At 71.4% G+C, this 23,587-nt stretch carries 22 protein-coding genes; 16 read left to right on the forward strand and 6 right to left on the reverse strand.

The window, feature by feature from the left end:
- Positions 1-35: 35 nt before the first annotated feature.
- Positions 36-3,023, reverse strand: coding sequence for a hypothetical protein (locus F9C12_RS39220; protein ID WP_409463813.1), 2,988 nt, complete (start codon positions 3,021-3,023; stop codon positions 36-38).
- Positions 3,024-3,187: 164 nt separating this feature from the next.
- Positions 3,188-4,222 carry a TRM11 family SAM-dependent methyltransferase gene (locus F9C12_RS39225; RefSeq protein ID WP_409463814.1) on the reverse strand — a complete coding sequence of 345 codons (1,035 nt, stop codon included), beginning with the start codon at positions 4,220-4,222 and terminating at the stop codon, positions 3,188-3,190.
- Positions 4,223-4,247: 25 nt separating this feature from the next.
- On the opposite strand from F9C12_RS39225, the gene F9C12_RS39230 reads away from it, so the two are divergent.
- Positions 4,248-5,258 carry a DHH family phosphoesterase gene (locus F9C12_RS39230; protein WP_409463815.1) on the forward strand — a complete coding sequence of 337 codons (1,011 nt, stop codon included), beginning with the start codon at positions 4,248-4,250 and terminating at the stop codon, positions 5,256-5,258.
- Between the two features lie 31 nt (positions 5,259-5,289).
- Here F9C12_RS39230 and F9C12_RS39235 read toward each other — a convergent pair whose 3' ends face one another.
- Positions 5,290-5,859 carry a TetR/AcrR family transcriptional regulator gene (locus tag F9C12_RS39235; RefSeq protein ID WP_409463816.1) on the reverse strand — a complete coding sequence of 190 codons (570 nt, stop codon included), beginning with the start codon at positions 5,857-5,859 and terminating at the stop codon, positions 5,290-5,292.
- An 89-nt stretch (positions 5,860-5,948) separates the two neighbouring features.
- Between F9C12_RS39235 and F9C12_RS39240 the strand changes: the two genes are divergently transcribed.
- The 13 genes from F9C12_RS39240 to F9C12_RS39300 all read left to right on the forward strand — a co-directional run bounded on the left by F9C12_RS39240 (position 5,949) and on the right by F9C12_RS39300 (position 19,672).
- Positions 5,949-6,914 carry a ketopantoate reductase family protein gene (locus tag F9C12_RS39240; protein ID WP_409463817.1) on the forward strand — a complete coding sequence of 322 codons (966 nt, stop codon included), beginning with the start codon at positions 5,949-5,951 and terminating at the stop codon, positions 6,912-6,914.
- Between the two features lie 155 nt (positions 6,915-7,069).
- The gene (locus tag F9C12_RS39245; RefSeq protein ID WP_409463818.1) at positions 7,070-8,407 is read left to right on the forward strand and encodes an MATE family efflux transporter; all 1,338 of its coding nucleotides are present in this window, start codon (positions 7,070-7,072) and stop codon (positions 8,405-8,407) included.
- Between the two features lie 57 nt (positions 8,408-8,464).
- Positions 8,465-9,286 (forward strand): PhzF family phenazine biosynthesis protein, encoded by an 822-nt coding sequence (locus F9C12_RS39250; RefSeq protein WP_409463819.1) that lies wholly within the window; start codon positions 8,465-8,467, stop codon positions 9,284-9,286.
- A gap of 113 nt (positions 9,287-9,399) precedes the next feature.
- Complete coding sequence (locus tag F9C12_RS39255; RefSeq protein ID WP_409463820.1) at positions 9,400-10,719, forward strand: MFS transporter; 1,320 nt, start codon at positions 9,400-9,402, stop codon at positions 10,717-10,719.
- A gap of 341 nt (positions 10,720-11,060) precedes the next feature.
- Positions 11,061-11,978: a tRNA pseudouridine(55) synthase TruB gene (truB, locus tag F9C12_RS39260; RefSeq protein WP_409463821.1), complete on the forward strand. Its 918-nt coding sequence runs from the start codon at positions 11,061-11,063 to the stop codon at positions 11,976-11,978.
- A gap of 44 nt (positions 11,979-12,022) precedes the next feature.
- Positions 12,023-12,979 (forward strand): bifunctional riboflavin kinase/FAD synthetase, encoded by a 957-nt coding sequence (locus F9C12_RS39265; RefSeq protein WP_409179364.1) that lies wholly within the window; start codon positions 12,023-12,025, stop codon positions 12,977-12,979.
- Positions 12,980-13,152: 173 nt separating this feature from the next.
- Positions 13,153-13,626 (forward strand): helix-turn-helix domain-containing protein, encoded by a 474-nt coding sequence (locus F9C12_RS39270; protein ID WP_037714715.1) that lies wholly within the window; start codon positions 13,153-13,155, stop codon positions 13,624-13,626.
- A 3-nt stretch (positions 13,627-13,629) separates the two neighbouring features.
- Positions 13,630-14,133, forward strand: a complete 504-nt coding sequence (thpR, locus tag F9C12_RS39275) for an RNA 2',3'-cyclic phosphodiesterase (protein WP_409463822.1) — start codon at positions 13,630-13,632, stop codon at positions 14,131-14,133.
- Positions 14,134-14,278: 145 nt separating this feature from the next.
- Positions 14,279-14,548 (forward strand): 30S ribosomal protein S15, encoded by a 270-nt coding sequence (gene rpsO, locus F9C12_RS39280; RefSeq protein ID WP_009080476.1) that lies wholly within the window; start codon positions 14,279-14,281, stop codon positions 14,546-14,548.
- 236 nt (positions 14,549-14,784) lie between these two features.
- Positions 14,785-17,031 (forward strand): polyribonucleotide nucleotidyltransferase, encoded by a 2,247-nt coding sequence (locus F9C12_RS39285; protein ID WP_409179366.1) that lies wholly within the window; start codon positions 14,785-14,787, stop codon positions 17,029-17,031.
- An 84-nt stretch (positions 17,032-17,115) separates the two neighbouring features.
- Positions 17,116-18,480 (forward strand): M16 family metallopeptidase, encoded by a 1,365-nt coding sequence (locus F9C12_RS39290; protein ID WP_409179367.1) that lies wholly within the window; start codon positions 17,116-17,118, stop codon positions 18,478-18,480.
- Positions 18,477-19,226, forward strand: a complete 750-nt coding sequence (gene dapB, locus F9C12_RS39295; protein ID WP_409179368.1) for a 4-hydroxy-tetrahydrodipicolinate reductase — start codon at positions 18,477-18,479, stop codon at positions 19,224-19,226. The genes F9C12_RS39290 and dapB overlap by 4 nt, the downstream gene beginning before the upstream one ends.
- Complete coding sequence (locus F9C12_RS39300; RefSeq protein WP_409179369.1) at positions 19,223-19,672, forward strand: hypothetical protein; 450 nt, start codon at positions 19,223-19,225, stop codon at positions 19,670-19,672. Before dapB ends, F9C12_RS39300 begins: the two co-directional genes overlap by 4 nt.
- Positions 19,673-19,675: 3 nt before the next feature.
- Here F9C12_RS39300 and F9C12_RS39305 read toward each other — a convergent pair whose 3' ends face one another.
- The gene (locus F9C12_RS39305) at positions 19,676-20,383 is read right to left on the reverse strand and encodes an SAVMC3_10250 family protein (RefSeq protein WP_409463823.1); all 708 of its coding nucleotides are present in this window, start codon (positions 20,381-20,383) and stop codon (positions 19,676-19,678) included.
- Positions 20,384-20,403: 20 nt separating this feature from the next.
- A complete protein-coding gene (locus tag F9C12_RS39310; RefSeq protein WP_409179371.1) occupies positions 20,404-20,919 on the reverse strand; it encodes a hypothetical protein in 516 nt (171 codons plus the stop codon).
- Between the two features lie 154 nt (positions 20,920-21,073).
- Between F9C12_RS39310 and F9C12_RS39315 the strand changes: the two genes are divergently transcribed.
- Positions 21,074-21,550 carry a GtrA family protein gene (locus F9C12_RS39315; RefSeq protein WP_409463824.1) on the forward strand — a complete coding sequence of 159 codons (477 nt, stop codon included), beginning with the start codon at positions 21,074-21,076 and terminating at the stop codon, positions 21,548-21,550.
- On the opposite strand, the gene F9C12_RS39320 is transcribed toward F9C12_RS39315, so the two are convergent.
- Complete coding sequence (locus F9C12_RS39320; RefSeq protein ID WP_409179373.1) at positions 21,540-22,094, reverse strand: GNAT family N-acetyltransferase; 555 nt, start codon at positions 22,092-22,094, stop codon at positions 21,540-21,542. The genes F9C12_RS39315 and F9C12_RS39320 overlap by 11 nt on opposite strands.
- Positions 22,095-22,144: 50 nt before the next feature.
- On the opposite strand from F9C12_RS39320, the gene F9C12_RS39325 reads away from it, so the two are divergent.
- The gene (locus F9C12_RS39325; protein WP_409463825.1) at positions 22,145-23,359 is read left to right on the forward strand and encodes a winged helix-turn-helix domain-containing protein; all 1,215 of its coding nucleotides are present in this window, start codon (positions 22,145-22,147) and stop codon (positions 23,357-23,359) included.
- Positions 23,360-23,587 lie beyond the last annotated feature (228 nt).

Genomic DNA, 23,587 nt, shown 5'->3' on the forward strand with positions numbered 1-23,587 from the left:
GGGTGACCAGTGAACGAGCGCGGGACGGTGCGCCTTCATGCGCTGTCCTCGCCGGGCGCCGGGACCTCCCAGTCCGCCGCGATGTGCCCCCGCGGATCGAGGCCGTACTTCCGCAGCTGTGCGTGCTCCCAGACATTGCCGTCCCCGGCGAGGACGCGTTCGATCCGGGTCCGCGCGCCGGGATGGCCGTGGGCCAGCGCGAGACAGTAGAGATCGAGCACCCTGGTCTGATCGCCCGCGCCGCGGCGAAGATCGCCCAGCAGCACATAGGATTCGACGTCCCCGCCCTGGGCCCCGCGCTCGGCGATGTCCTGCGCTTTGACGTACTCCCCGTCCAGATTGAACCCGCGGGCGACCCCTGCGGCGGCGCTGAAGTCGTCTTCGTCGAGCAGTTCTTCGAGCAGCTGTTCGGCCTCTTTCAGCGCGCCTCGTCCGGCGAGGGCTTCCGCCAGCAGCGCCCGCAGCCGCCGCGGGACGATCTCGTGGCCGGAGCGGATGAGCTGCACCGCCTCGGTGAAGTTGCGCGCGTCCATCAGCATGTGGACGGCGCGTTCCTCGACGTGCACGGACCCCGATTCGGCTGCTTTCTTGTACAGGTGGCCCGCCAGCACCAGCCGCGAGGAGGCCGCGAGGTGCGGGCCGTTTCCGCTGACTGTGGTCCGGTCGGGGCCGCCGGTCCGGGCGTGTTCGGTGCGGGCGAGCTCGTCGGCCACCCAGGCGAGCGCCTGCCATCGCGGAATGCTCTTTCCGGAGCGAACGGCCTCCGCCACGGTCACGGCCTCGGAGAAATCCTTGATGTACCGGGCGATCGGGGCGAGCGCGCCCGGATCCGGCGGAACGGTCTTCGCGTACCACTGCAACGCCTCGGTGACCTGGTGAGCGGAACAGAGCAGCCGGACGATTTCGGCCGGATCCGGCGCGTGGCCGGCCAGGTGCGCGCGGCGGTAGTAGCTGTAGGTTTTGTCGAGCATGCCGCGCCGGGCCGTGGCGAGGGCAGCGGCAGCGAGCGCGACGGTCGCTTTCCGGTTCGCCGCGTCGTCGTAGCACTTGAGGGCCCGCTCTATCAGCTCGGATTGAGCGAAGGCGTCGCCGACCTCGACCAGCGGAGCCACGTCCCCCTCGGCCGCGGACTCGAGCGCGCACTCGTGGGCGGCGTCGAGCAGCCGGGCGCGCAGATTCACCCGAGCCGCCACGGAGGCGGTGCCGGGGACCCGGTGCCGACGGGCCGACTTGACCCAGCTCAGCGCTTCTTCGACCCGCCCGGCGCCAGAGAGCGCTTTGGCGCCGAGCAGGTACGCGTCGTGCCGGTCGTAGTCGGTCGCTTCCGCGGAAAGCATCCGCAGCGCCTCGTCGATCCCGAAGGTATCCATGGTCAGATCCGTGATGAGGGGAAGCAGGTCGCGCCCGAGCTGCCCGGCCAGCTCGGTCAGCCAGCGCACAGCCCGGTCGAGTTCTTTGCGGCGGCGGATCCGCTGCTCCTCCAGAGCGCCGGAGGCCAGCCGGCCCCGGGAGTCGACCAGGATTTCGGGCGAGACCATGCTCGCCGCCACGTAAGCGGCCGAGCGCAGGTCGCCGTTTTCCGCACGGCGCCGGTGCACCGCCAGCGCCAGCTCCGGCTGGCCGCACCGGGTATGGGCGGCCTCGACGTGCAATGCCGCCGAACGGTTTCCCGCTTCGGCGAGCGGACCCAGCCAGTCCAGGACGTCTTGCTCGCGCCCGGCCGCGAAAAGCGCGCTCGCCCCCTGGTTGATCGCCTCCTCGACGTCGGCGCCGATTCGTGTGAGCATCCGGTACTGGGCGACCGCCTCGTCGATCCGCCCTGCCTTAGCCAGCATCGCGGCGAGTTCGAGGCGCGCTCGAGGCAGGCCGCTCTTCAGGTAAAACCCGGTGCTCAACTCCAGCAGGTGACGTCGTGCGCATTCCCGGGCAATGTCCAGACTGCCTTGTCCCGCAACGGTGTCCAGCAGCACCGGCCACAGGCTCGCACGAGGAAGGACCGGCTTCGGCGCCTCGGTCACATACAGCCGATCAAGACCCGAGGCAAGCCGATAGGTGTCCGTTTTCGCCTCGTTGACCAGGACGGCTGCCCCGCCGCGTACCGGCGTCGTCAGTTCTTTCAGCGCCTTGGCGAACCACTCGTCGGCATCCGGTGCGTCGAGAAAGGCTTGCGCGCCCTGCCGGAGGAGCGTCCGCGACATCGATCGGCCGTGGCCTGCGTGCCGGGCCTCGATCACGAACTCCAGCACCGCCCGAGCGAACAAGCTGATCCGCTGGCAGTAGGTGCGCAGCGCCGGCCCGGCGACGACGGTCTGGATCACCTGGCCGTTCGGTGCGTTCGCCGCCGCTTCGGATACCCGCGGGTCGAGGGAGGCGAGTGCCCGGCTGACCTCGGTTTCGGTGAAGGTGCCGGGCACCGTGAGACTGGTGCCTCGCAACAGGAGTTGGACGTGCGACCGATCGGCGCCCCCGGCCGACGGAGCGGTGAGGTCCTGCCAGTGCTCAGGGGTCAGGCTCGCGAGAATCAGAATCGGTGCACTCGCTGCCTTGTGCAGCAGATTCCGCAGGCATTCAGCGACTTCATTTCCTATTCCGTCGTCGCCGGGGGAAAGGTAGCGTTCCGCGGAAGGAATCCACACGACAGTATTTTTCTGAAATCCCTTAGCGCTCGCGAGAAGTTCCTCCGGGCTGCGCGGACTGAGACCGGGCCAGATTTTCCAGCCGTAGAGCAGGAATGGCCCGTCGCCGCCCTTCGTGTACATGGCTTCCCATAGTGCGCGTTTCTTCCCGGTTGCCGGCCCGCCAACGAGGGTGACGATTCCGCTCGTCCCGCGCGCGGCGTCCTCGACGATGGACGCCAGTGCGCGATCGTGGGCACGACGGCAATAGGAAGTCAGGTAAGGCAACGAGTCGTCGGGCTGACCGGCCTCGCTCAATGGGGCAATCTCCAGCTGGCGGGGCAGGCAGGTCGCCAATTCGACCGCCTCGGTCGCCAAGGGCGGGATTCGCTCTGGTGTCGTGTCCATTTCACGGTCGACCCTGCCGTACGAACTGTGCCGCCGGGGACGTGATGCGATGAACGGTCAACCCTGAGCGCTAAAAGCCCGGTGGTGACTCGCCCTTGCTATCTCGCTTTCACTCATTCTGGTGAAGCTAGTCTGCGCGCTGTAACAACAGCACCGAGCGGTATTCAGCCCGGCTTTCCCGCGACCACGAGATCCCGCACGATCGCCTGGTCCACCCGGTGCGCCAGCTCCTCGTACGGCCCGCCCGACCGCACCTCCAAGCCCGCCCGTTCCAGGATCGCCGCCAGTTCTTCCCTCGGCAGCACGTGCGTGTTCCACGAGATCCCCATCGCCCCGCCGGGGCGCAGCACCCGGTTCCACACCGGGATCGCCGCCGCGAGGAGGTCGCGCGGGCTGCGGGCCAGTCCGGTGTCGCGGTGGCTGCCGTGCTGCACGCCGTACGGCGCGTCCGTCACGACGAGGTCCACCGAGGCCGGGCGGAGGACCTCGTCGGTCGTCAGGGTGTCCGCGTTGAGATAGCTGAGCCGCCGGGTGCGGCCGGCCTTGTAGCCGTCCTTGTCGAACGCGTACTCGATGTCCAGCCGGCGGCCGAGGCGGACCTTGTTGCGGCGCAGCTGCCCGGATTCCGCCGTGTGCTTCACGCGCTTCGTGCGCAACCACGTCTTCACGAACTGTTCGTACGCTTCGAAATCGCGCGCGTCGACGTCGAGCCCGGTGGCGTCGAAGCCGTACATCACGGCCTGGTTCAGCGTCGTTCCCCGGCCGCACAGCGGGTCGAGCACGTGCAGTTCGCGGTCCGGCCAGTCCGCGGGCCGCGAGGTCGCCAGCAGGGTGAGGTTGAGCAGCAGCTTCGTGAACTGCTCGTTCGTCTTGCCCGGGTACTTCTGGATGGTCAGCAGGTCGGAGTCGGCCTTCGCCAGCGGGTGCACGGCGACCGGCACCAGCACGCCGTCGCCCAGTTCGAACAGGGCGTACAGCGAGGACAGGTTCGACAGCAGCGCCAGATCGCGCTCGCCGAGCGGGGCCGCGCAGGCGAATTTCACGTACCCGACCCCGCCGAGTTCGATCTCTTCGATCGCCGACACCTCGGCGGAAAGACCAGCGCCGAAGGCCGCCAGTTCGGCGCGCAGCAACGCCGGCGACGAGGCGGCGTACACGCGGTTGGCGGAAGGCAGAACGAGGATCACGTACTCAGGCATCCTGCAGAGCGTAGCGTGGCACTTCGTGACAGCTTCCCTGGTACAGGACATCGAGGCCGCCGCCGCACTGCTCGCCGGGGCCACCGACGTGACGCTGCTCGGACACGTTCGTCCCGACGCCGACGCCCTCGGCAGCGCGCTGGCCCTCGGCCACGTGCTGCACCGCCGCGGCGCGCGCGTGCGGGTCGCCTTCGGCGAGCCGGACGAGGCCCCCGAAACACTGGCCTGGTTGGACGTCGACGGCCTGATCACCCCGGTCGACGCCCTCCCTCCGACGGACGAACTGCTGGTCGCCCTGGACACCCCGACCCTGGCCCGGCTGGGCAGGCTCGCCCCGAGGGTCGCCGCGGTCCGCGAGGCGGGCGGTTCGGTCCTGGTGGTCGACCACCACGCGACCAACGCCCGCTACGGCACCCACCACGTCGTGGACGACACCGCCGAAGCGTCGGCGATCCTGGTCACGCGCATCATCGAGGCGATGGGCGTCGAGCTGGACGCGGCCGCCGCGCGCTGCCTGTACGCCGGGGTCGTCACCGATACGAGCGGCTTCCGCCGGGCCAGCCCCGAAACGCACCGGATCGCCGCGCGCCTGCTGGAAGCCGGAGCCGACCCGGGCGAGGTGGCCCGCCGCATCGTGGACGACCACCCGTTCGCGTGGCTGCCGATGCTGGCGACGGTGCTGTCGGAGGCCCGCCTGGAACCCGAAGGGGCGCAAGGATTCGGCTTCGTGCACACGGTCGTGCGCGCGGCCGCGGCGGCGACGGTGCGGCTCGAAGAGGTCGAGTCGGTGATCGACGTCGTGCGCGCCACCCGCGAGGCCGGGGTCGCGGCGGTGCTGAAGGAGGCCGGGCCCGGTCCAGTGTGGACGGTCTCGCTGCGTTCCGCCGGCGACATCGACGTGTCCGCCGCCGCCGCGGAGTTCGGCGGGGGAGGCCATCGGATGGCGGCGGGATGCACGGCGGAGGGTCCGGCGGAAGAGGTGCTGGACCGGCTGCGGGCGGCGCTGGGGAGGGCTCCGCTGCTGCGGGCGTCCTGACCGGGCTTGATGTTTCCGGCTTGGTCCAGGATCACCGCGGTCGGCGCAGCCCGTCCAGCAGAAGGGTGATGAGGTCGTCGGCCTCGGTCCGCCATTGGGGACGGTCGTGGGCCGCGCCGATGCCGTGCAGCGTCATCATCACGGCGCCGGCGTCCACGTCGTCGCGAACGGTGCCCTCGCGCACGGCGGCGGCGACCAGGTCGGCGACTGCCTGCTCCAGTTCCTGGCTGCTTTCGGCTCGGGCGCTCGACCGGTCGGCCAGGAGGGTGGCCAGCGTCCGGGCCAACCCCGGGTGGGCGGCTATGTGGTCGACCATGCCGCGCAGGAACGCCGCCAGAGCCTCCGCTGCGGGCAGCGTCGCCTGCAGTTCGCGGGCGCGGTCGCACAGCGCGGCGACTTCGCCGTGGTAGACCGCCTCGGCCAGGGCTTCGCGGGTGGGGAAGTGGCGGTACAGCGTGCCGGTGCCCACTCCGGCGAGGCCGGCGAAGTCGTCGAAGCGCAGGTCGAAGAAGTCGCCGGCGTCGAAGACCTCCCGGGCCTTGGCGATCAGGGCGTCGCGGTTGCGCCGGGCGTCGGCCCGCAGCGGCTTGTCGGCGGTCATGCGCTCCCTCGCGTTGACAACTGGAGATGATCTCCATATGTTGAAAGTGGAGATTGTCTCCAGTTTCAGCGTACCCCACGAGGTGCAGCGTGAAGATCCTGATGTTCGGCCGCGGCGTCATCGCCACGATCTACGGCTGGGTCCTGCAGCGGGCGGGGCATGAAGTCGAGTTCTACGTCCGGCCGGGCCGCGCGGCCGCCTACGGGGACGCGGTGGACCTCGACCTGTTCGACACGCGGCACCGGGTGCGGGGGCAGCGCGTCGTCGAGAAGTGGCCGGTGCGCTACCGCGAAACGCTGGAGCCGGACCACGACTTCGACCTGATCGTGCTCAGCGTGCCGCACCACCGCCTTCCGGAGGCGACGGCCTTCCTGGCCCCGCGGCTCGGCCAGGCGACGGTGCTGGTCTTCGGCAACGTCTGGGCCGAGCCGCTCGACGCGATCGGCGACCTTCCGTCCGACCGGATCGCCTGGGGCTTTCCCCAGGCGGGTGGCGGTTTCGGCGCGGACGGCGTGCTCCGCGGGGCGCTGCTGCCATCGGTCGTCTTCGGCACTCTGGGCCAGCCGCCGACCGACCGCGAGCGTGCTGTGCGCCAGGCGTTTCGCGAAGCCGGGCTCCGGGTCAAGGAGCGCCCCGATTTCCGCGGCTGGTTGTGGGTCCATTTCGTCTCGGACGCCGGCCTGTTCTCGCAGGGGCTGCGGCGGGGCTCCCTGTCCGAACTGGCCGGTGCGGCTCGCGACCTGCGCGAGGGATTGCTGGCCGGTCGCGAGCTTTTGCCGCTCCTTCAAGCACGCGGTCTCGACCTGCGGCGGCAGCGGGGCGGCGTGCTGCTCTTCCGGGCGCCCGCCTGGCTGACGGCTCCCGTGCTCGCCTGGCTGACCGCCCATTTCGAGCCCGTGCGCGTGAACTTCGCGGCGCACTCCGACCCCGACGCCGAGGAACCGCGCGAGGTCTGCCGGGACGTCCTGGCCGAAGCGCGGCGGCTGGGGATCTCGGTACCGCGCTTGGAAGCGGCCGAACGGTACTTCGCCCCTGCGGGAACGGACCGGGCCTGATCTTCGCCGCCGCGTCCTCCGGCCCGGCGAGCGACTCGATCTCAGGCCGGATTCCCTTGCGCGGCAAGCGAATTCCGCGCCAGGTTCGCCGGAGTCCGGTCGTCCTCGACCTCCGGGCCGCCGGAATTGTCGGTCCCGGTGGCTACTCTCGTCCCGTGTCCGAAAACGCCACGACCACCGCCGTCAGCGGTGACCGCATCCCGCCCCGCCGAGTGTTCGGCCTCGCCGTGCCCGCGCTCGGCGTGCTCGCCGCCGAACCGCTCTACGTGCTGGTCGACACCGCCGTCGTCGGCCATCTCGGGGCGCTGCCGCTCGCCGGCCTCGCGCTGGGCGGCGTCGTGTTGTCGCAGGTCTCCACGCAGCTCACCTTCCTGTCCTACGGCACCACTTCGCGCACCGCGCGGCTGCACGGCGCGGGCAGGCGCTCCGACGCGGTCCGCGAGGGCGTGCAGGCCACCTGGCTCGGCGTGCTGGTCGGGCTGGTGCTGCTCGTCGCGGGGCAACTGCTGGCCGGGCCGATCGCCCGCGCGCTTTCGGGCAGCGACGAGATCGCCGCGGCGGCGGTGTCGTGGCTGCGGATCGCGTTGTTCGGCGCGCCGCTGATCCTCGTCACGATGGCGGGCAACGGCTGGATGCGCGGCGTGCAGGACGCCACCCGCCCGCTGCGTTATGTGCTGGCGGGCAACGGAATCTCCGCCGTCCTGTGCCCGGTGCTGGTGTACGCGGCCGGTCTCGGGCTGGAGGGGTCGGCGATCGCGAACGTCGTCGCGCAGGTCGTGTCGGCGTCGATGTTCGTCGCCGCGCTGGTGCGGGAAAAGGTGCCGCTGCGGCCGGATTTCCGGGTGATGCGGGCGCAACTGGGTCTCGGCCGGGACCTGGTGCTGCGCAGTTTCGCGTTCCAGGCGTGCTTCGTTTCCGCCGCCGCGGTGGCCGCGCGCACCTCGACCGAGGCGGTCGGGGCGCACCAGGTGGTCCTGCAGCTGTGGACGTTCCTGTCCCTGGTGCTCGATTCGGTCGCGATCGCCGCGCAATCGCTCGTCGGCGCGGCGCTCGGCGCGGGAGCGGCGCGGCAGGCGCGCGGGGTGGCCACGCAGATCACCGGATACGGCCTGATCCTCGGCTGCTTCCTGTGCGTGCTGTTCGCGGCGTTGTGGGGCGTCCTGCCGCACGCGTTCACGTCCGATCCGGGAGTGCTCGGCGAAATCCCGCACGCCTGGTGGTTCTTCGTGGCGCTGCAACCGATCGCGGGGGTGGTGTTCGCGCTCGACGGCGTGCTGCTCGGCGCGGGCGACGCCGCCTTCCTGCGCACCGCGACGCTCGTCAGCGCCGGGCTCGGCTTCCTGCCGCTGATCTGGCTGTCGCTGGCGCTGGGCTGGGGGCTGAGCGGGATCTGGACCGGATTGTCGCTGTTCATGGTGTTCCGGCTGGCGGCGGTGGTGGCGCGGTGGCGGTCCGGGCGGTGGGCCGTGGTCGGCGCGGTGCGGGAGGCGTGATGGCGTAACGGAGAAACCCGCTCGCCGCCGTCGCCCGGCGGATGCTTGGGTGGGCGCATGCCGAAGTTCACCCAGGTCGACGTCTTCGCCGACGAACTCGCCCGAGGCAACCCGCTCGCGGTCGTGCACGGCGCGGACGGGCTGTCCGACGAGCGGATGGCCGCGTTCGCGAGCTGGACCAACCTCAGCGAGACCACGTTCCTGCTCGAGCCGTCCGACCCGGCCGCCGACTACCGCGTGCGGATCTTCACCCCGCACGGCGAGCTGCCCTTCGCCGGGCATCCGACGCTCGGGTCGGCGCGGGCGTGGCTGGCCGCCGGGGGAGAGCCGAAAGCCGGGCATCTCGTGCAGGAATGCGGGGCCGGGCTGGTCCGGGTGCGCCGCGACGGCGACCGGCTGGCGTTCGCCGCGCCTCCGCTGCGCCGAGGCGGCCCGGTGGACGACGCGGATCTCGCCGCGGTGAAACGCGGTCTGCGCCTTGGCGACGCCGACGTCCTCGACGCGCGCTGGGCGGACAACGGCCCCGGCTGGGTCGCGCTGCTGCTGCGCGACGCGGCGACCGTTCTCGCGATCGAGCCGGACTTCGGCGTGCTCGGCTCGTACAAGGTGGGCGTCGCCGGTGCGCAGCCGCCCGGATCGGACACGGCGTTCGAGGTCCGCGCGTTCAGCGACGTCGTCGAGGACCCGGTCACCGGCAGCCTCAACGCGGCGCTCGGCCAGTGGCTGATCGGCGAGGGCATCGCGCCCGAGTCGTACGTCGCGGCGCAGGGCACGCGGCTCGGCAGGCGCGGGCGGGTGCACGTCGAGCGGGACGGCGACGACGTGTGGGTCGGCGGCGAAACGGTCGTCGGGATCCGCGGCGAAGTCGATTTGTGGTGAAACACACCCCGGTTACGGCTATGTATCGAGGTTGCTGAGGCGATACAACTATCGAGGCGGCAGCGTCGTCGTCCTCCGCTGTCCCGACGCTCGCCCGCACTCTGGAGGAACTCTTGACGCCCGCCGGCCGCGCCCCTGTCCGGTCCTGGCTCATCTGGCTCACCGCGGTCACGGTGTACCTGCTCGCTGTTTTCCACCGCACCTCGTTCGGCGTCGCCGGGCTGAAGGCGGCCGAACGCTTCGGCGTCGGATCCGCCGCGCTCGGCATCTTCACCGTGCTGCAGGTCGGCGTTTACGCGGCCATGCAGATCCCGACCGGCGTGCTCGTCGACCGCTACGGCCCGCGCCGCGTGCTCACCGCCGCCGTCCTGATCCTCGGCTCCGGGCAGCTGCTGCTCGGACTCGCCGACACCTACGCGCTCGGCCTCGTGGCCCGCGGCGTGCTCGGTCTCGGCGACGCGCTCACTTTCGTCAGCGTCTTGCGGCTCGTCGCCGCGCACTTCCCCGCGCACCGGTACGCGCTGCTCGCGTCCTTCACCTCCTGCGTCGGCTACATCGGCAACCTTGTCGCGACCGTCCCGCTCACCCTGCTCCTCGACGGTCCAGGATGGACGGTCACCTTCCTCGCCGTCGGCGCGGTGACGGTGCTGTACTCGGTGCCGGTCGCGCTGCGCGTCCGCGACACTCCCGACGGCGCACCGGAACGCAAACGCGAACCCGTGCGCCCGGCGGAACTCGGCCGCCAGGTCAAACTCGCCTGGCGCACCCCCGGCACCCGGCTGGGTTTCTGGGTGCACTTCTCGACGATGTTCGCGCCGAACGTGCTGACTCTGTTGTGGGGCATGCCTTTCCTGGTGCAGGGCGAGGGCCTGCCCGCGGCGACCGCCAGCGCGCTGCTGACGGTGTTCGTGTTCGGCTCGATGGCGGGCGGCCCGCTGCTGGGCGCGGTGATCGGCCGGGCCCCGGCGCTGCGGGTGCCGCTGGTCGTCGGCTACCTCGCCGGAGCGACGCTGGTGTGGGCGGTGCTGCTCGGCTGGAACGGCCACGTCCCGGTGGGCGTCCTGATCCCGGCGTTCGCGTTCCTCACCCTGGGCGGCCCGGCGTCGATGATCGGCTTCGCCGTCGCCCGCGACTACAACCCGCTGTCCCGCGTCGGCACCGCGACCGGAGTGGTGAACGTCGGCGGCTTCCTCGCGACCACCGTGACCGCCCTGCTGATCGGCATCCTCCTCGAGGCGACCGGCGGCAACTTCCGGATCTCCTTGCTGGTCATCGTGGCCGTGCTGGCACTGGGCGCGTCGCGGATGCTGGTGTGGTGGCGGCGGGCCCGCGCCCAGGTTTTCGCCGCGGAGGCGCGCGGGGAAGAGGTCCCGGTCCGGATCCGGCGGCACCGCTGGGACCGCGCCCCGGAAGACGTCGTGGCCGCCGCCTAAACGCCGAGGTACTGACCCGGACGGTCGCCCGGATCGGTCAGCCCAGCAGCCACGTCCCCGGCCGGGCCCGGCCAGCCCCGTCCGCGCCGAGTTCGGCTCGCTGGCCGAGAGCCGCCGCGTGATCCCGTGCGCCGGGTGCTCGCCGACGGCGAGCACCCGCTGGGGATCTACCTGGTTCCGGTGCGTCTGCCCGAGCCGTTCGCCCGATCCGATCGGCCGCCCAGCCCGCCCGAGCCGGGCGGCTGTCCAACACACCCGCCGCACCCACCCCGCCCCAGCCCCGGCCCACCAGCCCGAACCGGCCGTCGGCCCGGAAACCCCGGCTAGGTAGGGTTTCCGCCGTGTCTCGCCCGAAAAAACCGTCCCGTCCCGCCCCTCCTCCCGGACTGCTCATCGTCGACAAACCGGCGGGAATGACGTCGCACGACGTGGTCGCGCGGGCGCGGCGGATCATGGGCACCCGCAAGGTCGGCCACGCCGGCACGCTCGACCCGATGGCGACCGGCGTGCTCGTGCTCGGCATCGAGCGCGCCACGAAACTCCTCGGCCACCTCGCCCTCGACCGCAAGACCTACCTCGCCACGCTGTCGCTCGGCCGGGCCACCACCACCGACGACGCCGAAGGCGAGCCGCTCGGCGACGACGCCGCGCCGGAAACCCTCGCCGCGGTCGCCGACGAGCGGATCGCCGACGGCATCGCGCGGCTGACCGGCGACATCCAGCAGGTGCCCAGCGCCGTCTCCGCCGTCAAGATCGACGGCAAGCGCGCCTACGCCCGGGTGCGCGCGGGGGAAGACGTCGTCCTCCCGCCGCGGCCGGTGACCGTGCACCGGTTCGACGTTCTCGGTCTCCGCCGCGAGGAGGACCGGATCGAACTCGACGCGATCGTCGAATGCTCGTCCGGCACCTACGTCCGCGCGCTCGCCCGCGATCTCGGCGCCGGGCTCGGCGTCGGCGGGCACCTGAAAGCCTTGCGCCGCACCACCGTCGGGCCGTTCACGCTCGCCCGCGCGCGCACGCTCGACCAGCTCGAAGAAAGCCCCGAACTGTCGCTGGACCTCGACGCCGCCGTCGCCGCCGCGTTCCCGCGCCGGGATCTCGACGCCGCCACCGCCAAGGCCGTCCAGTACGGCAGGCGCATCCCGGCGGCGGGAATCACCGGCACGTACGGCCTGTTCGCGCCGGACGGCCACGTGCTCGCGCTGGCCTCCGACGCCGAGGGAGTGACCCGTTCGGTGGTGGTCCTCCTGCCCGCATAGGGTGGGAGGCCAAAGGCACCTTGCTCGGGGAGAGTTGACAGACAGTGCAGCGGTGGCGTGGGCTCGGGGACCTCCCGGGCGGCTGGGGACGGTGCGTGGTCACCATCGGCGTGTTCGACGGCGTGCACCGCGGGCACCAGGAACTGATCAAGCGCACCGTCGCGACGGCCGCCGAACGCGGCGTGCCCAGCGTGGTGCTCACCTTCGACCCGCATCCGTCCGAGGTGCTGCGCCCGGGCAGCCATCCCGCGCAGCTGACCACCTTGCGGCGCAAGGCCGAACTGGTCGAAGGACTCGGCGTGGACGTGTTCTGCGTGCTGCCCTTCACCCTGGAGCTGTCCCGGCTCAGCCCGCACGAGTTCGTGCACGAGGTGCTGGTCGACCGGCTGCACGCGGCCGCGGTGCTGGTCGGCGACAACTTCACCTTCGGGGCCAAGGCCGCGGGCAACGTAGCGCTGCTGCGCGAACTCGGCCGCCGCTTCGGGTTCGTCGCCTACGGCGCGGAACTGCAGGGCCGTTCGCTGGACGACGACCGCGGTGCCAACGACATCACCTTCTCCTCGACCTACGTGCGCTCCTGCATCGACGCCGGCGACGTGGTGGCCGCGGCCGACGCGCTCGGCCGCCCGCACCGGCTGGAGGGCATCGTCGTGCGCGGCGACGGCCGGGGCCACGACCTGGGCTACCCGACGGCGAACCTGTCCACCGCGCGGTTCGCCGCCGTGCCCGCCGACGGCGTCTACACGGCGTGGTTCAGCCGGCTGTCCGATCCGGGCCGGCGGCTGCGCGCGGCGGTTTCGGTGGGCACGAACCCGACGTTCTCCGGCCGCGAGCGCACCGTCGAGGCGTTCGTGCTGGACGTCGACGAGGACTTCTACGGCCAGCACGTCGCGCTGGACTTCGTCACCCGGTTGCGGGACCAGGCGAGGTTCGGGGCGTCGGCCGATCTGGTGAAGAAGATCGACGAGGACGTGGCCCGGACCAGGGAAGCGCTCGGCTGAAGACGGCCGAGCGGACCCGGCCCGGGGCGGGCCGGACCCGGGGCGAATCGGGCGTTCCGGCCCGGCGGGGGCGTCCGGGGTGGCAAGATGGGCCGGCGGCGCCGGGCCGGAGGGACGGACAGGGCCGGGCAGCACCGGGCCGCGGGACGACAGCGCTAGGGGAGCGGAGCCAGGTGGAGGACCACAAGATCGTCCAGCGGAACATCGCGCTGCAGCGGGAGTGGTACGGGGAGCCGCTCGGCGATCGGGTGCGCAGGCTGGTCGTGGCCTTCGACGTGTCGCAGGCGTTCCTGGCCGAGGTGCTGGGGATCAGCGCGCCGATGCTGAGCCAGGTGATGAGCGGGCGGCGGGCGAAGATCGGCAATCCGGTCGTGCTGGCCCGGATGATCATGCTCGAGCGCAAGATCCTGGTGCCCGAGGTCGCCGCGGGCGACCGCGACGCGATGCAGGCCGCGCTGGAGGACGTGCGCGATTCGCGGCCCACCGTCGGCCGCGACAACATCCCGGTCAGCTCGGACGAGAAGATCGTGCTCGCGGGCATCCGCGACGTCGCCGAGGACGAGAACCTCGCCGAGGCGGCCAAGCTGCTCGACGAGGACTTCCCGGCGATCGCCGACCTGCTCCGCCGCGCGGGAGCGGGCCAATAGCGGATGCGGCTGTTCTCCGCGCTGCGCCCGCCCGCCGACGTCGCGGCCGAGATCGCCGCCGCGCTCGGCGCCAGGGACCGGCTGCTGCGCTGGTCCGACCCGGTCGGCTGGCACATCACGCTGGCCTTTTACGGCGAGGCGGACCCCGCCGGCTGCGGTGCCTTCCTCGACCGGGCGCTGGCCGGCCGTAAATCCGTTGACGTCCGGCTCGCCGGTTCGGGAACATTTCCGGGCGTGCTGTGGTTGGGAGTGGCAGGGGAGGACCTGGCCGATCTCGCCGCGGCCGCGACCCTGGGCCCCGGCGAAGACCGTCCCTACCGGCCGCATCTGACGCTGGCGCGGTGCTCCCGCACGCAGCCGCCGACGGCGTGGACGGAGCAGCTGGCCGGTTTCCGCAGCCGGGTCTGGACCGCGGACCGCGTCGAGCTGATGGGCGGCGGAAGCCCGTACCGCACGCTGCGCACCTGGCGGCTGCGCCGCGCGGGCGAGGCCGTGCCGCCCAGCTAGCCGCACGCGCCGGAAGCCGCAGTTCAACCGGCTGGTAACCTCGGCAATCGGGTCCGGCTGCAGTCCGTGGCGGCCGAGACCGTCTCACCCGGCCGCGCGGCGCGGTGCGGGCCTCACGGCACGAGATGCACAAGGAGCACCACCAGTGGCGCTGTCCACCGAAGAGAAGAAGACGATCCTCGCCGAGTACGGGCTGCACGACTCGGACACCGGATCCCCCGAGGCCCAGGTCGCGCTGCTGACCAAGCGGATCATCGGCCTCACCGAACACCTGAAGACCCACAAGCACGACCACCACTCCCGTCGCGGTCTCCTGCTGCTGGTCGGCCGTCGCCGCCGGCTGCTGAACTACACGGAAAAGGTGGACGTGGCGCGGTACCGCGACCTGATCAAGCGTCTCGGCCTGCGTCGATAGCCTGCTGACGAGGGGGAGCGGCCGGAGCCGCTCCCCCTCGCCGCAAGCACACCCCCACACGGCGCGAGCGCGCTGGAGGAACGATCCCGCCGGTCCTCGGTAGTGGTTCCCGGGCAACGGACCCGGGGGCTTCGATCGAAGACCGGCCTCACACCTCCTCGAGCGTCCTCGGGCGAACCGGGTCCCACAGTGGGAGACTCTCGCCGTACGAAGGAACCAAAGAGGAGATTGACCATATGACCGACTCCACCGGAGTCACCGTGTTCGAGACCGAAGCCGTTCTGGACAACGGCCGGTTCGGCACCCGCACCGTCCGGTTCGAGACCGGCCGGCTCGCCAAGCAGGCCGCCGGCGCCGTCGTCGCGTACCTGGACGAAGAGACCATGCTGCTGTCGGCGACCACGGCGTCGAAGCACCCGAAGGAGCACTTCGACTTCTTCCCGCTGACCGTGGACGTCGAGGAGCGGATGTACGCCGCCGGCCGCATCCCGGGCGCGTTCTTCCGCCGCGAAGGCCGCCCGTCGACCGACGCGATCCTCACCGCCCGGCTGATCGACCGCCCGCTGCGCCCGTCCTTCGCCGACGGCCTCCGCAACGAGATCCAGGTCGTCATCACCGTCCAGAGCCTCAACCCGGACGACCCGTACGACGTGCTGGCGATCAACGCCGCGTCGGCCTCGACCCAGATCGCCGGCCTGCCGTTCTCCGGCCCGGTCGGCGGCGTGCGCGTCGCGCTGATCGAGGACCAGTGGGTCGCGTTCCCGACCTGGCCGCAGCTCGAGAAGGCCACCTTCAACATGGTGGTCGCCGGCCGCATCGTCGGGGACGACGTCGCGATCATGATGGTCGAGGCCGAGGGCACCGAGCACACGCTCGACCTGATCGCCGCCGGCGGCAAGGCTCCCGACGAGGCCGCGGTGGCCGAGGGCCTGGAGGCCGCGAAGCCGTTCATCCGCGTGCTGTGCGAGGCGCAGCAGCGCCTGGCCGCCGACGCCGCGAAGCCGACCGGCGAGTTCCCGGTGTACCCGGCCTACCAGCCGGACATCTACGAGGCCGTCGCCGCGATCGCGTCCGACGAGCTGGCCAAGGCGCTGCAGATCCCCGGCAAGCAGGAGCGCGACGCCGCGACCGACGAGGTCAAGGCCGCTGTCCTGGAGAAGCTCGGCCTCGGCGAGGGCGAAGCCTTCGAGGGCCGCGACAAGGAGGTCGGCGGCGCGTTCAAGGCGCTGACCAAGAAGATCATGCGCAACCGCGTCCTCACCGAGAAGATCCGGATGGACGGCCGCGGCCTGACCGACATCCGCCAGCTCTCGGCCGAGGTCGCCGTGGTCCCGCGGGCGCACGGCTCGGCGCTGTTCGAGCGCGGCGAGACCCAGATCCTGGGCATCACCACGCTGAACATGCTCCGGATGGAGCAGCAGATCGACTCGCTGTCGCCGGAGACGACGAAGCGCTACCTGCACCACTACAATTTCCCGCCGTTCTCCACCGGCGAGACCGGCCGCGTCGGCTCGCCGAAGCGGCGCGAGATCGGCCACGGCATGCTCGCCGAGCGCGCCTTGGTCCCGGTCCTGCCGAAGCGGGACGAGTTCCCGTACGCGATCCGCCAGGTCTCCGAGGCGCTGGGCTCCAACGGCTCGACCTCGATGGGCTCGGTCTGCGCGTCCACCATGGGCCTGCTCAACGCCGGCGTGCCGCTGAAGGCCCCGGTCGCGGGCATCGCGATGGGCCTGGTGTCCGACGAGGTCGACGGGGAGACCCGCTACGTCGCCCTCACCGACATCCTCGGCGCCGAGGACGCGCTGGGCGACATGGACTTCAAGGTCGCCGGCACGAAGGACATCATCACCGCGCTGCAGCTGGACACCAAGCTGGACGGCATCCCGTCCGAGGTGCTCGCGGCCGCGCTGAAGCAGGCGAAGGACGCTCGCCTCACCATCCTGGACGTCATCGCCGAGGCGATCGACGGCCCGGACGAGATGAGCCCGTACGCCCCGCGCGTCACGTCGGTGAAGATCCCGGTCGACAAGATCGGCGAGGTCATCGGGCCGAAGGGCAAGATGATCAACTCGATCACCGAGGAGACCGGCGCCGACATCTCGATCGAGGACGACGGCACGATCTACGTGGGCGCGGCCGACGGCCCGTCGGCGGAGGCGGCGATCGGCAAGATCAACGCCATCGCCAACCCGCAGCTGCCGAAGGTCGGCGAGCGCTTCCTGGGCACCGTGGTGAAGACGGCCGCGTTCGGCGCGTTCGTCTCGCTGCTGCCGGGCAAGGACGGCCTCGTGCACATCTCGAAGCTGGGCAACGGCAAGCGGATCGCGAAGGTCGAGGACGTGGTGAACGTCGGCGACAAGATCCGCGTCGAGATCGCCGACATCGACAACCGCGGCAAGATCAGCCTGATCGTGGTCAAGGAAGACGACGCGGCGAAGCCGGCCGAAGGCGACGCCGAGGCGGAGAAGACCGAAGCCAAGTAAGGCTCGTCCCGCACAGCTTGGTCCGTGAAGGCCCCCTCTCCGGCCGGGGAGGGGGCCTTCACCGCATGTGAGCAAAGGATTGCATTGGCACGGCAGGTTTCCGGGCACGAGCAGCCCGTCGGCACCACCCGTACGCTCGAGTCCACTTCGGACGGTGCGGTCGTCAAGCGGAGCGTCCTTCCCGGCGGCCTGCGGGTGATCACCGAGCACGTCCCGGCTTCCCGGTCCGCGACAGTCGGCCTCTGGGTCGGCGTCGGTTCCCGCGACGAACCGGCTCCCGTCGCCGGTGCCGCGCACTACCTGGAACACTTGCTGTTCAAGGGAACCACCCACCGCGACGCCACCCAGATCGCCGAGGAAATCGACGCGGTCGGCGGCGAATTCAACGCCTTCACCGCGAAAGAGCACACCTGCTACTACGCCCAAGTCCTCGACGCGGACCTGCCGCTCGCGCTCGACCTCGTCACCGACGTCGTCTTCGAAGCGCAGTGCACCGATCGCGACATGGACATGGAACGCAGCGTCGTCCTCGAAGAAATCGCGATGCGCGACGACGATCCGGAAGACTTGCTGCACGAGGAGTTCGTCAGCGCGATCCTCGGCGACCATCCGCTGGGCCGTCCGGTGCTGGGCACGGAAAAGTCCATCACCGAGATGTCGCCGGTCGCGCTGCGCGGCTTCTACCGCCGTCGCTACACCCTGCCGCGGATGGTGCTCGCGGTCGCCGGGAACGTCGAGCACGGCCAGGTGCTGCGGCTGGTCAAGCGCGCGCTGAAGGACCGGCTCGGCGGCGCCGCGACGCCGGTCGCGCCGCGGTCCGGCCGGGCGCGGCTGAAGACGGTGCCGAAGCTGGCGCTGCACCCGGACGACACCGAGCAGGCGCACGTGATGCTCGGCTTCCGCGCGCTGCCGCGGCACGACGAGCGCCGGTTCACGCTGTCGGTGCTCAACGCGGCGCTCGGCGGCGGCATGAGTTCGCGGCTGTTCCAGGAGATCCGCGAACGCCGCGGGCTGGCGTACCAGGTGTATTCGTCGGTGGCGAGCTACGCCGACCTCGGGCACATGTCGGTTTACGCGGGCTGCCAGCCGGAGCGGCTGGGCCAGGTCGCCGGCGTGATCCGCGAGGTGCTCGACTCGGTCGCCGCGGACGGGCTGTCCGACGCCGAGGTCGCACGCGCCAAGGGGCAGCTGCGCGGCGGGCTCGTGCTGGGCCTGGAGGACACGTCGTCGCGGATGTCCCGGATCGGCAAGAACGAGCTGAACTACGCCCGGTACCTGGGCGTGGACGACACGATCGCGCGGATCGACGCGGTCACCACCGAAGACGTGTGTGCGCTCGCTCGCACTCTGCTGCGGCGCCCCGGCGGGGTGTCGTCCGCGGCGGTGGTGGGGCCGTACGCTCACGCCGACGACCTGCCCGACGATCTGCACGAGGTGATCGCGTCATGACCGAGTCCCCGATCCGCGTCGGCGTGCTGGGAGCGCGCGGCCGCATGGGCGCCACCGTGGTGAAAGCCGTGGAGGGCGCCGCGGACCAGGAACTGGTGGCCGCTCTGGACGCCGGCGACGATTTCGCCGCGCTGGAGAAGGCCCAGGTGGTCGTGGACTTCACGCATCCGGACGCGGTGATGGACAACCTGCGCTGGCTGATCGCGCACGACCTGCACGCGGTCGTCGGCACCACCGGGTTCAGCGAGGAGCGGCTGGCCGAAGTGCGCGGGCTGCTGGCGGACAAGCCGTCGGTGGGCGTGCTGATCGCGCCGAACTTCGCGCTCGGCGCGGTGCTGGCGATGCGTTTCGCGGCGCAGGCGGCGAAGTTCTACGCCTCGGCCGAGATCATCGAACTGCACCACAACCGCAAGGCCGACGCCCCGTCCGGCACCGCCGCGCACACCGCGCGGATGATCGCCGCCGCCCGGGCCGAGGCCGGGGTCGCGCCCGGCCCGGACGCCACGACGTCCGAAGTGGACGGTGCCCGCGGCGCTTCGGTCGAGGACGTCCACGTGCACTCCGTCCGTCTCCCGGGTCTGGTGGCGCACGAGGAGATCCTGTTCGGCGGCGAGGGGGAAACCCTGACCATCCGGCACGATTCGCTGGACCGGACGTCGTTCATGCCGGGCGTGCTGCTCGGCGTGCGCTCGGTGGTGTCGCGTCCCGGCCTGACGGTCGGCCTGGAGAACGTGCTCGACCTGTGAAAGCCCGCAATTTCGCGCTGCTGATGACAGCGGCGCTCGTGGTGTACCTGGTCCTGCTGGCGGACCGGGCCGTGGCGCTGCTCGGCACCGGGACGCCGGCCGGGATCGCGCTCGGCGTCGGGGTGTTCCTGCTGCCGCTGCTGGGCGTGTGGATCGTCGTGGTGACGTGGCGGTCCGGCATGCAGATCCAGCGGCTGTCGCGGCGGCTGGACGCCGAGGGCGGCCTGCCGGACGTGTCGGACCTGCCGCGCCGCCCGTCCGGCCGGGTGGACCGCGACGCCGCGGACGCGTGGTTCGACCAGCGGCGCGCGGAAGTCGAGGCGAGCCAAGAGGATTGGCGGGCCTGGTACCGGCTGGCGTACGCGTACGACATCGCGGGGGACCGGCGGCGGGCCCGGGCGACGATGCGCAAGGCGATCGAACTGGAAGCCGCGGAAGGCAAGTAGCGGTCAGCCGGGTTCGGAGAGGTACTCGACGTACAGCGGGGTGGCGGTCACGATCCGGCGTTCCGCGGTGTGCCCGAGGACCCCGGTGACCCGGGCGTAGCCGCCCATCCACGCCCCGGTGTGGCGCACGGCCAGCCGTTCGGAGAGCGCGTCGACGACCCGGCCGAACTTCTCGGACAGCGGGTCGTCGCCGGCTTCCGTGAACAGCGACTGCCCGGTGTCGTCCGGGAGACGCTTGAGCAGGGTGACGACCCGCAAGAGATCGGAACCGGTGGGCTCCGGCAGGTACCCGGCGGAGGCGTCGTAATTGCCGCGGCCGGACTGGGCTCCCGCCAGGTGCTGCTCGGAACCGTGCAGCAGCAGCCGGATCGCGCCGCCGGTCGGATAGCTTTCGGTGGCCTGGTCCAGGTCGACGAACACGGCGGCGAACCACGCGCACGTGTAGCTCATCGGCGCTTCGAACTGCACCCAGTCGCCCGGACGCACGCCGTCGTCGGCGAACCACTTGGCCGCCCGGTCCGAGGAGTCCAGCGCGGCGAGGACCGCGTCCAGGTCCGCGGCGGGCGGTTCTCCCGGCCCGGGGCCGACCTTCAGCCCGCCCACGCCGGGGATCTTGACCTCGCCCTCGACGCGGCCCCGGCCCGGCCATCGCCGGCGCTGGAGATCGAACTGCCGGAGTTTGCGCTCGGACAGGTAGACCAGTTCGCGCATCCCGCCATCATCGCAGGGAATTACTGCAGCCATCCGGCGAACATCGCGGGCGAAGCGGCCAGCAGGCTGAACCGCACCCACCGCCCGGCCAAGCCCGCGGCGAGGAACGTCGACAGCCGCATCCGGACCATCCCGGCCAGCACGCTCGTCGCCATGAACGGCGGCAGCCCGACGAGCGAGCTGACCCCGTAGGTGCCGGTCATCCAGTGCGGATGGCGCTGGCAGCGTTCGCGCAGCGCCTCGATTTTGCCGCGGATCGCCTTGGTGCGCAGCTGCCAGCGGACCCGCCGCGGCGTCAGCGGGCGTTCGCGGTGCAGCCGGTCGTGCAGGAATTTCGGCAGCCGGATCGAGCCGCGTGCGGCCAGGTAGTACAGCAGTTTCCCGGCGATCTGCCCGACCGCGACCGCGCCGCCGAGCCACAGCCAGTGCACGCTGTGCTGGCTCGCGCACAGGCCGATGACGAAGAGTTCGGCGTTGACCAGCGGCACGAGCGCCGAGCCGAAGGCGACGCCGAGGGTCAGGAGCACCCATCCCATCCGCGTCACCCCCGTCCGTGTCCCCGCTCACTCCAAGCTAGCAGCCATCACGGAAAGATCACGGGGGTTAACCCCACTCTTTCCCCGGGAGCCAGCCCCAGAAGATCACCTGGCCGACCGGTTCCGGACACCTTCCGCTGCCAGGATCGGGCAGGTGCCTGAGGTGCCGATCGCCGACCGTTTCGCCGGGCTGTGCGCCGCCGTCGTGCGCGTGCTGCCGTTCGGGCTGTCCCGGATCGTCGCGCCGAGTTTCCTCGGTTTCGCGGTGCTCAACGGCTTCACGTTCGGCGTCGATCTGCTGCTGCTGACGTTGTTCCACGGCGGGCTCGGGTGGCCGGTGTGGTTGTCGATCAGCGTCGCGTACGTGGTCGCGTTCGGGCTGAGTTTCGTGCTGAACCGCGCGCTCAACTTCCGTTCGCACGCGCCGGTGGGCCGTCAGGCGGTGCTGTACGCGGTGGCGATCGCGGTGAACTACGCAGCGTTTTTGCTCGGGCTGGGCGCGGGATTGGCCGCGCTGGGCGTGGAGTACCACCTGTCGCGGCTGATCGCCGGGGCGTGCGAGGGCGTGTTCATGTACTCGGTGATGCGCTGGGTGGTCTTCGCGAAGCGCGAAGAGCCGGTCACTGCGTGAGTTCCAGCTCCAGCGTGCCGGTGATCCGCACTTCGCGCAGCGTGCCGCGGCCGGTGTCGAGGGTGCGCACGGTGCCGTCGGGGGACCAGCCGGCGCGGCGGTAGAAGCCGAGCGTCGCGTGGTCGGACTGGGCGACCCAGGTGATGCCGCGGCTCAGGCCGTCCGCGCGCAGGCCGGCGGCGGCGGTCGCAAGCAGCCGCCCGCCGTGCCCGCGACGTCCCCAGCGCGGTTCGACCACCAGCGACGCGATCAATCCGGGAGCGTCTTCCGGGGCCGACCCGTCGGCCGCGGCGGCTTCGTCGCGCGGGGCCGGGCCCGCGACGCAGTAGCCGACCGTGAACGACCCTTCGGTGGCCAGGTAGACGCGCGAATCGGGGTACTCGATGGTCTCGGTCCAGGTGCCCTCGAGGTCGGCCTTGTCGAGTTCGTCGATGGCTTCGCCGCCCAGGAGGCCGGCGTAGGCGGCCCGCCAGGTCAGCCGCTGGATGCGGGCGATCTCCGCGGCGTCGGACGGGTTCGCGGGACGGACTTCGGCGGCACTCACGCGGGCAATGTACCGAAACTGTCGGGGGTGGCTGGCACCATGGCGGCATCATGCAGACGATCAGCCTTTCCGCCGCCCGCCGCACCGCTCTGGCCGCGCAGGGGTTCGCCGATCCCCGGCCCGCCTCCGCCCCGACCCGGCGGCACCTCGCCAAGGTGCTGTCGCGGGTCCAGTTGCTGCAGCTGGACTCGGTCAACGTCGCCGTGCGCGCGCACTACATGCCGCTGTTCTCGCGCCTGGGCCCCTACGACCCGGCGCTGGTCGACGACGCCGCGTGGAGCCACCGCCCGCGAAGGCCGCGGCTGCTGGTCGAGTCGTGGGCGCACGAGGCGAGCCTGCTGCCGATCGAAGACTGGCCGCTGCTGCGGTCGGGAGCCAAACGGGACGGCTGGTGGCGGAACTACACCCGGGCGGTCGACACGATGCCGGGCCTGCTCGACGACGTGCTGGCCGTCGTCAAGGAGCACGGTCCGATCGGAGCCGGGGCGATCGAAAAGGAACTGGAGACCGAGGGGGCCGGGCGCGGGCCGGGCGCGTGGTGGGAGCGGTCGGTGGTGAAGAAGGCCTGCGAGTACCTGTTCGGCGTCGGCCAGCTGAGCACCGGCACCCGGCGGTCGTTCGAGCGGCTGTACGACTTGACCGAGCGCGTGGTGCCGCCGGAGATCCTGTCCCGCAAGGTTTCCGCGGAGGAAGGCGCCCGCGGCCTGATCGACCGCTCGGCGCGGGCACTGGGCGTGGCGACGGAAACCGACCTGCGCGACTACTACCGCCTGGGCCCGGACGTCTCCCGGCAAGCCGTTCGCGAGCTGGTCGAGGAAGGCGTGCTGGAGCCGGTCCAGGTGGCCGACTGGCGCGCGGTCGCGTACCGGCACGCCAACGCACGCACGCCGCGGTCGGTTTCCGGACGGGCTTTGCTGTGCCCGTTCGACCCGCTGATCTGGGAACGCGCGCGGACCGAGCGGCTGTTCGGATTCCGGTACCGGATCGAGATCTACGTGCCGGAACCCAAGCGGGTGCACGGGTATTACGTGTTCCCGTTCCTGCTGGACGGAGCGCTGTCGGCGAGAGTGGACCTGAAATCCGACCGGGCGGCCGGGGTGCTGCGAGTGCAGGGCGCGTTCGCCGAACCCGGGGCCGACCAGTCCCGGGTGGCGGCGGAGCTGGCCGGGGAGTTGCGGACGATGGCGGAGTGGCAGGGCCTGGATGGCGTGGTGGTGGGGGAGAGGGGTGATCTGGCGCGGGCCTTGCGGAGGGCGGTGAAGTGATCCTGGTGCCGGATCCAGCCGGAACCGCCCCCCGCTGACCGGGGTGTCGGTGGCTCGGCTGGGGCTTGGTGGGCACTGGCGGCGGATTCACGGTGCCCGTGTGGAACTCCCTGCGGCGAAGGCTGTGGAGTTGGCGCGTGGAAGTCCTGGCGGCGGCTGAGGGTTTTCGTGGTGGCTGGGCTGATGCTCGGAGCGGCAGGGAAGTTCTCGCCGTGGTTGGGATGTGAT

It is taken from the genome of Amycolatopsis sp. GA6-003 (assembly GCF_046267895.1).
Classification (GTDB): Bacteria; Actinomycetota; Actinomycetes; order Mycobacteriales; family Pseudonocardiaceae; genus Amycolatopsis.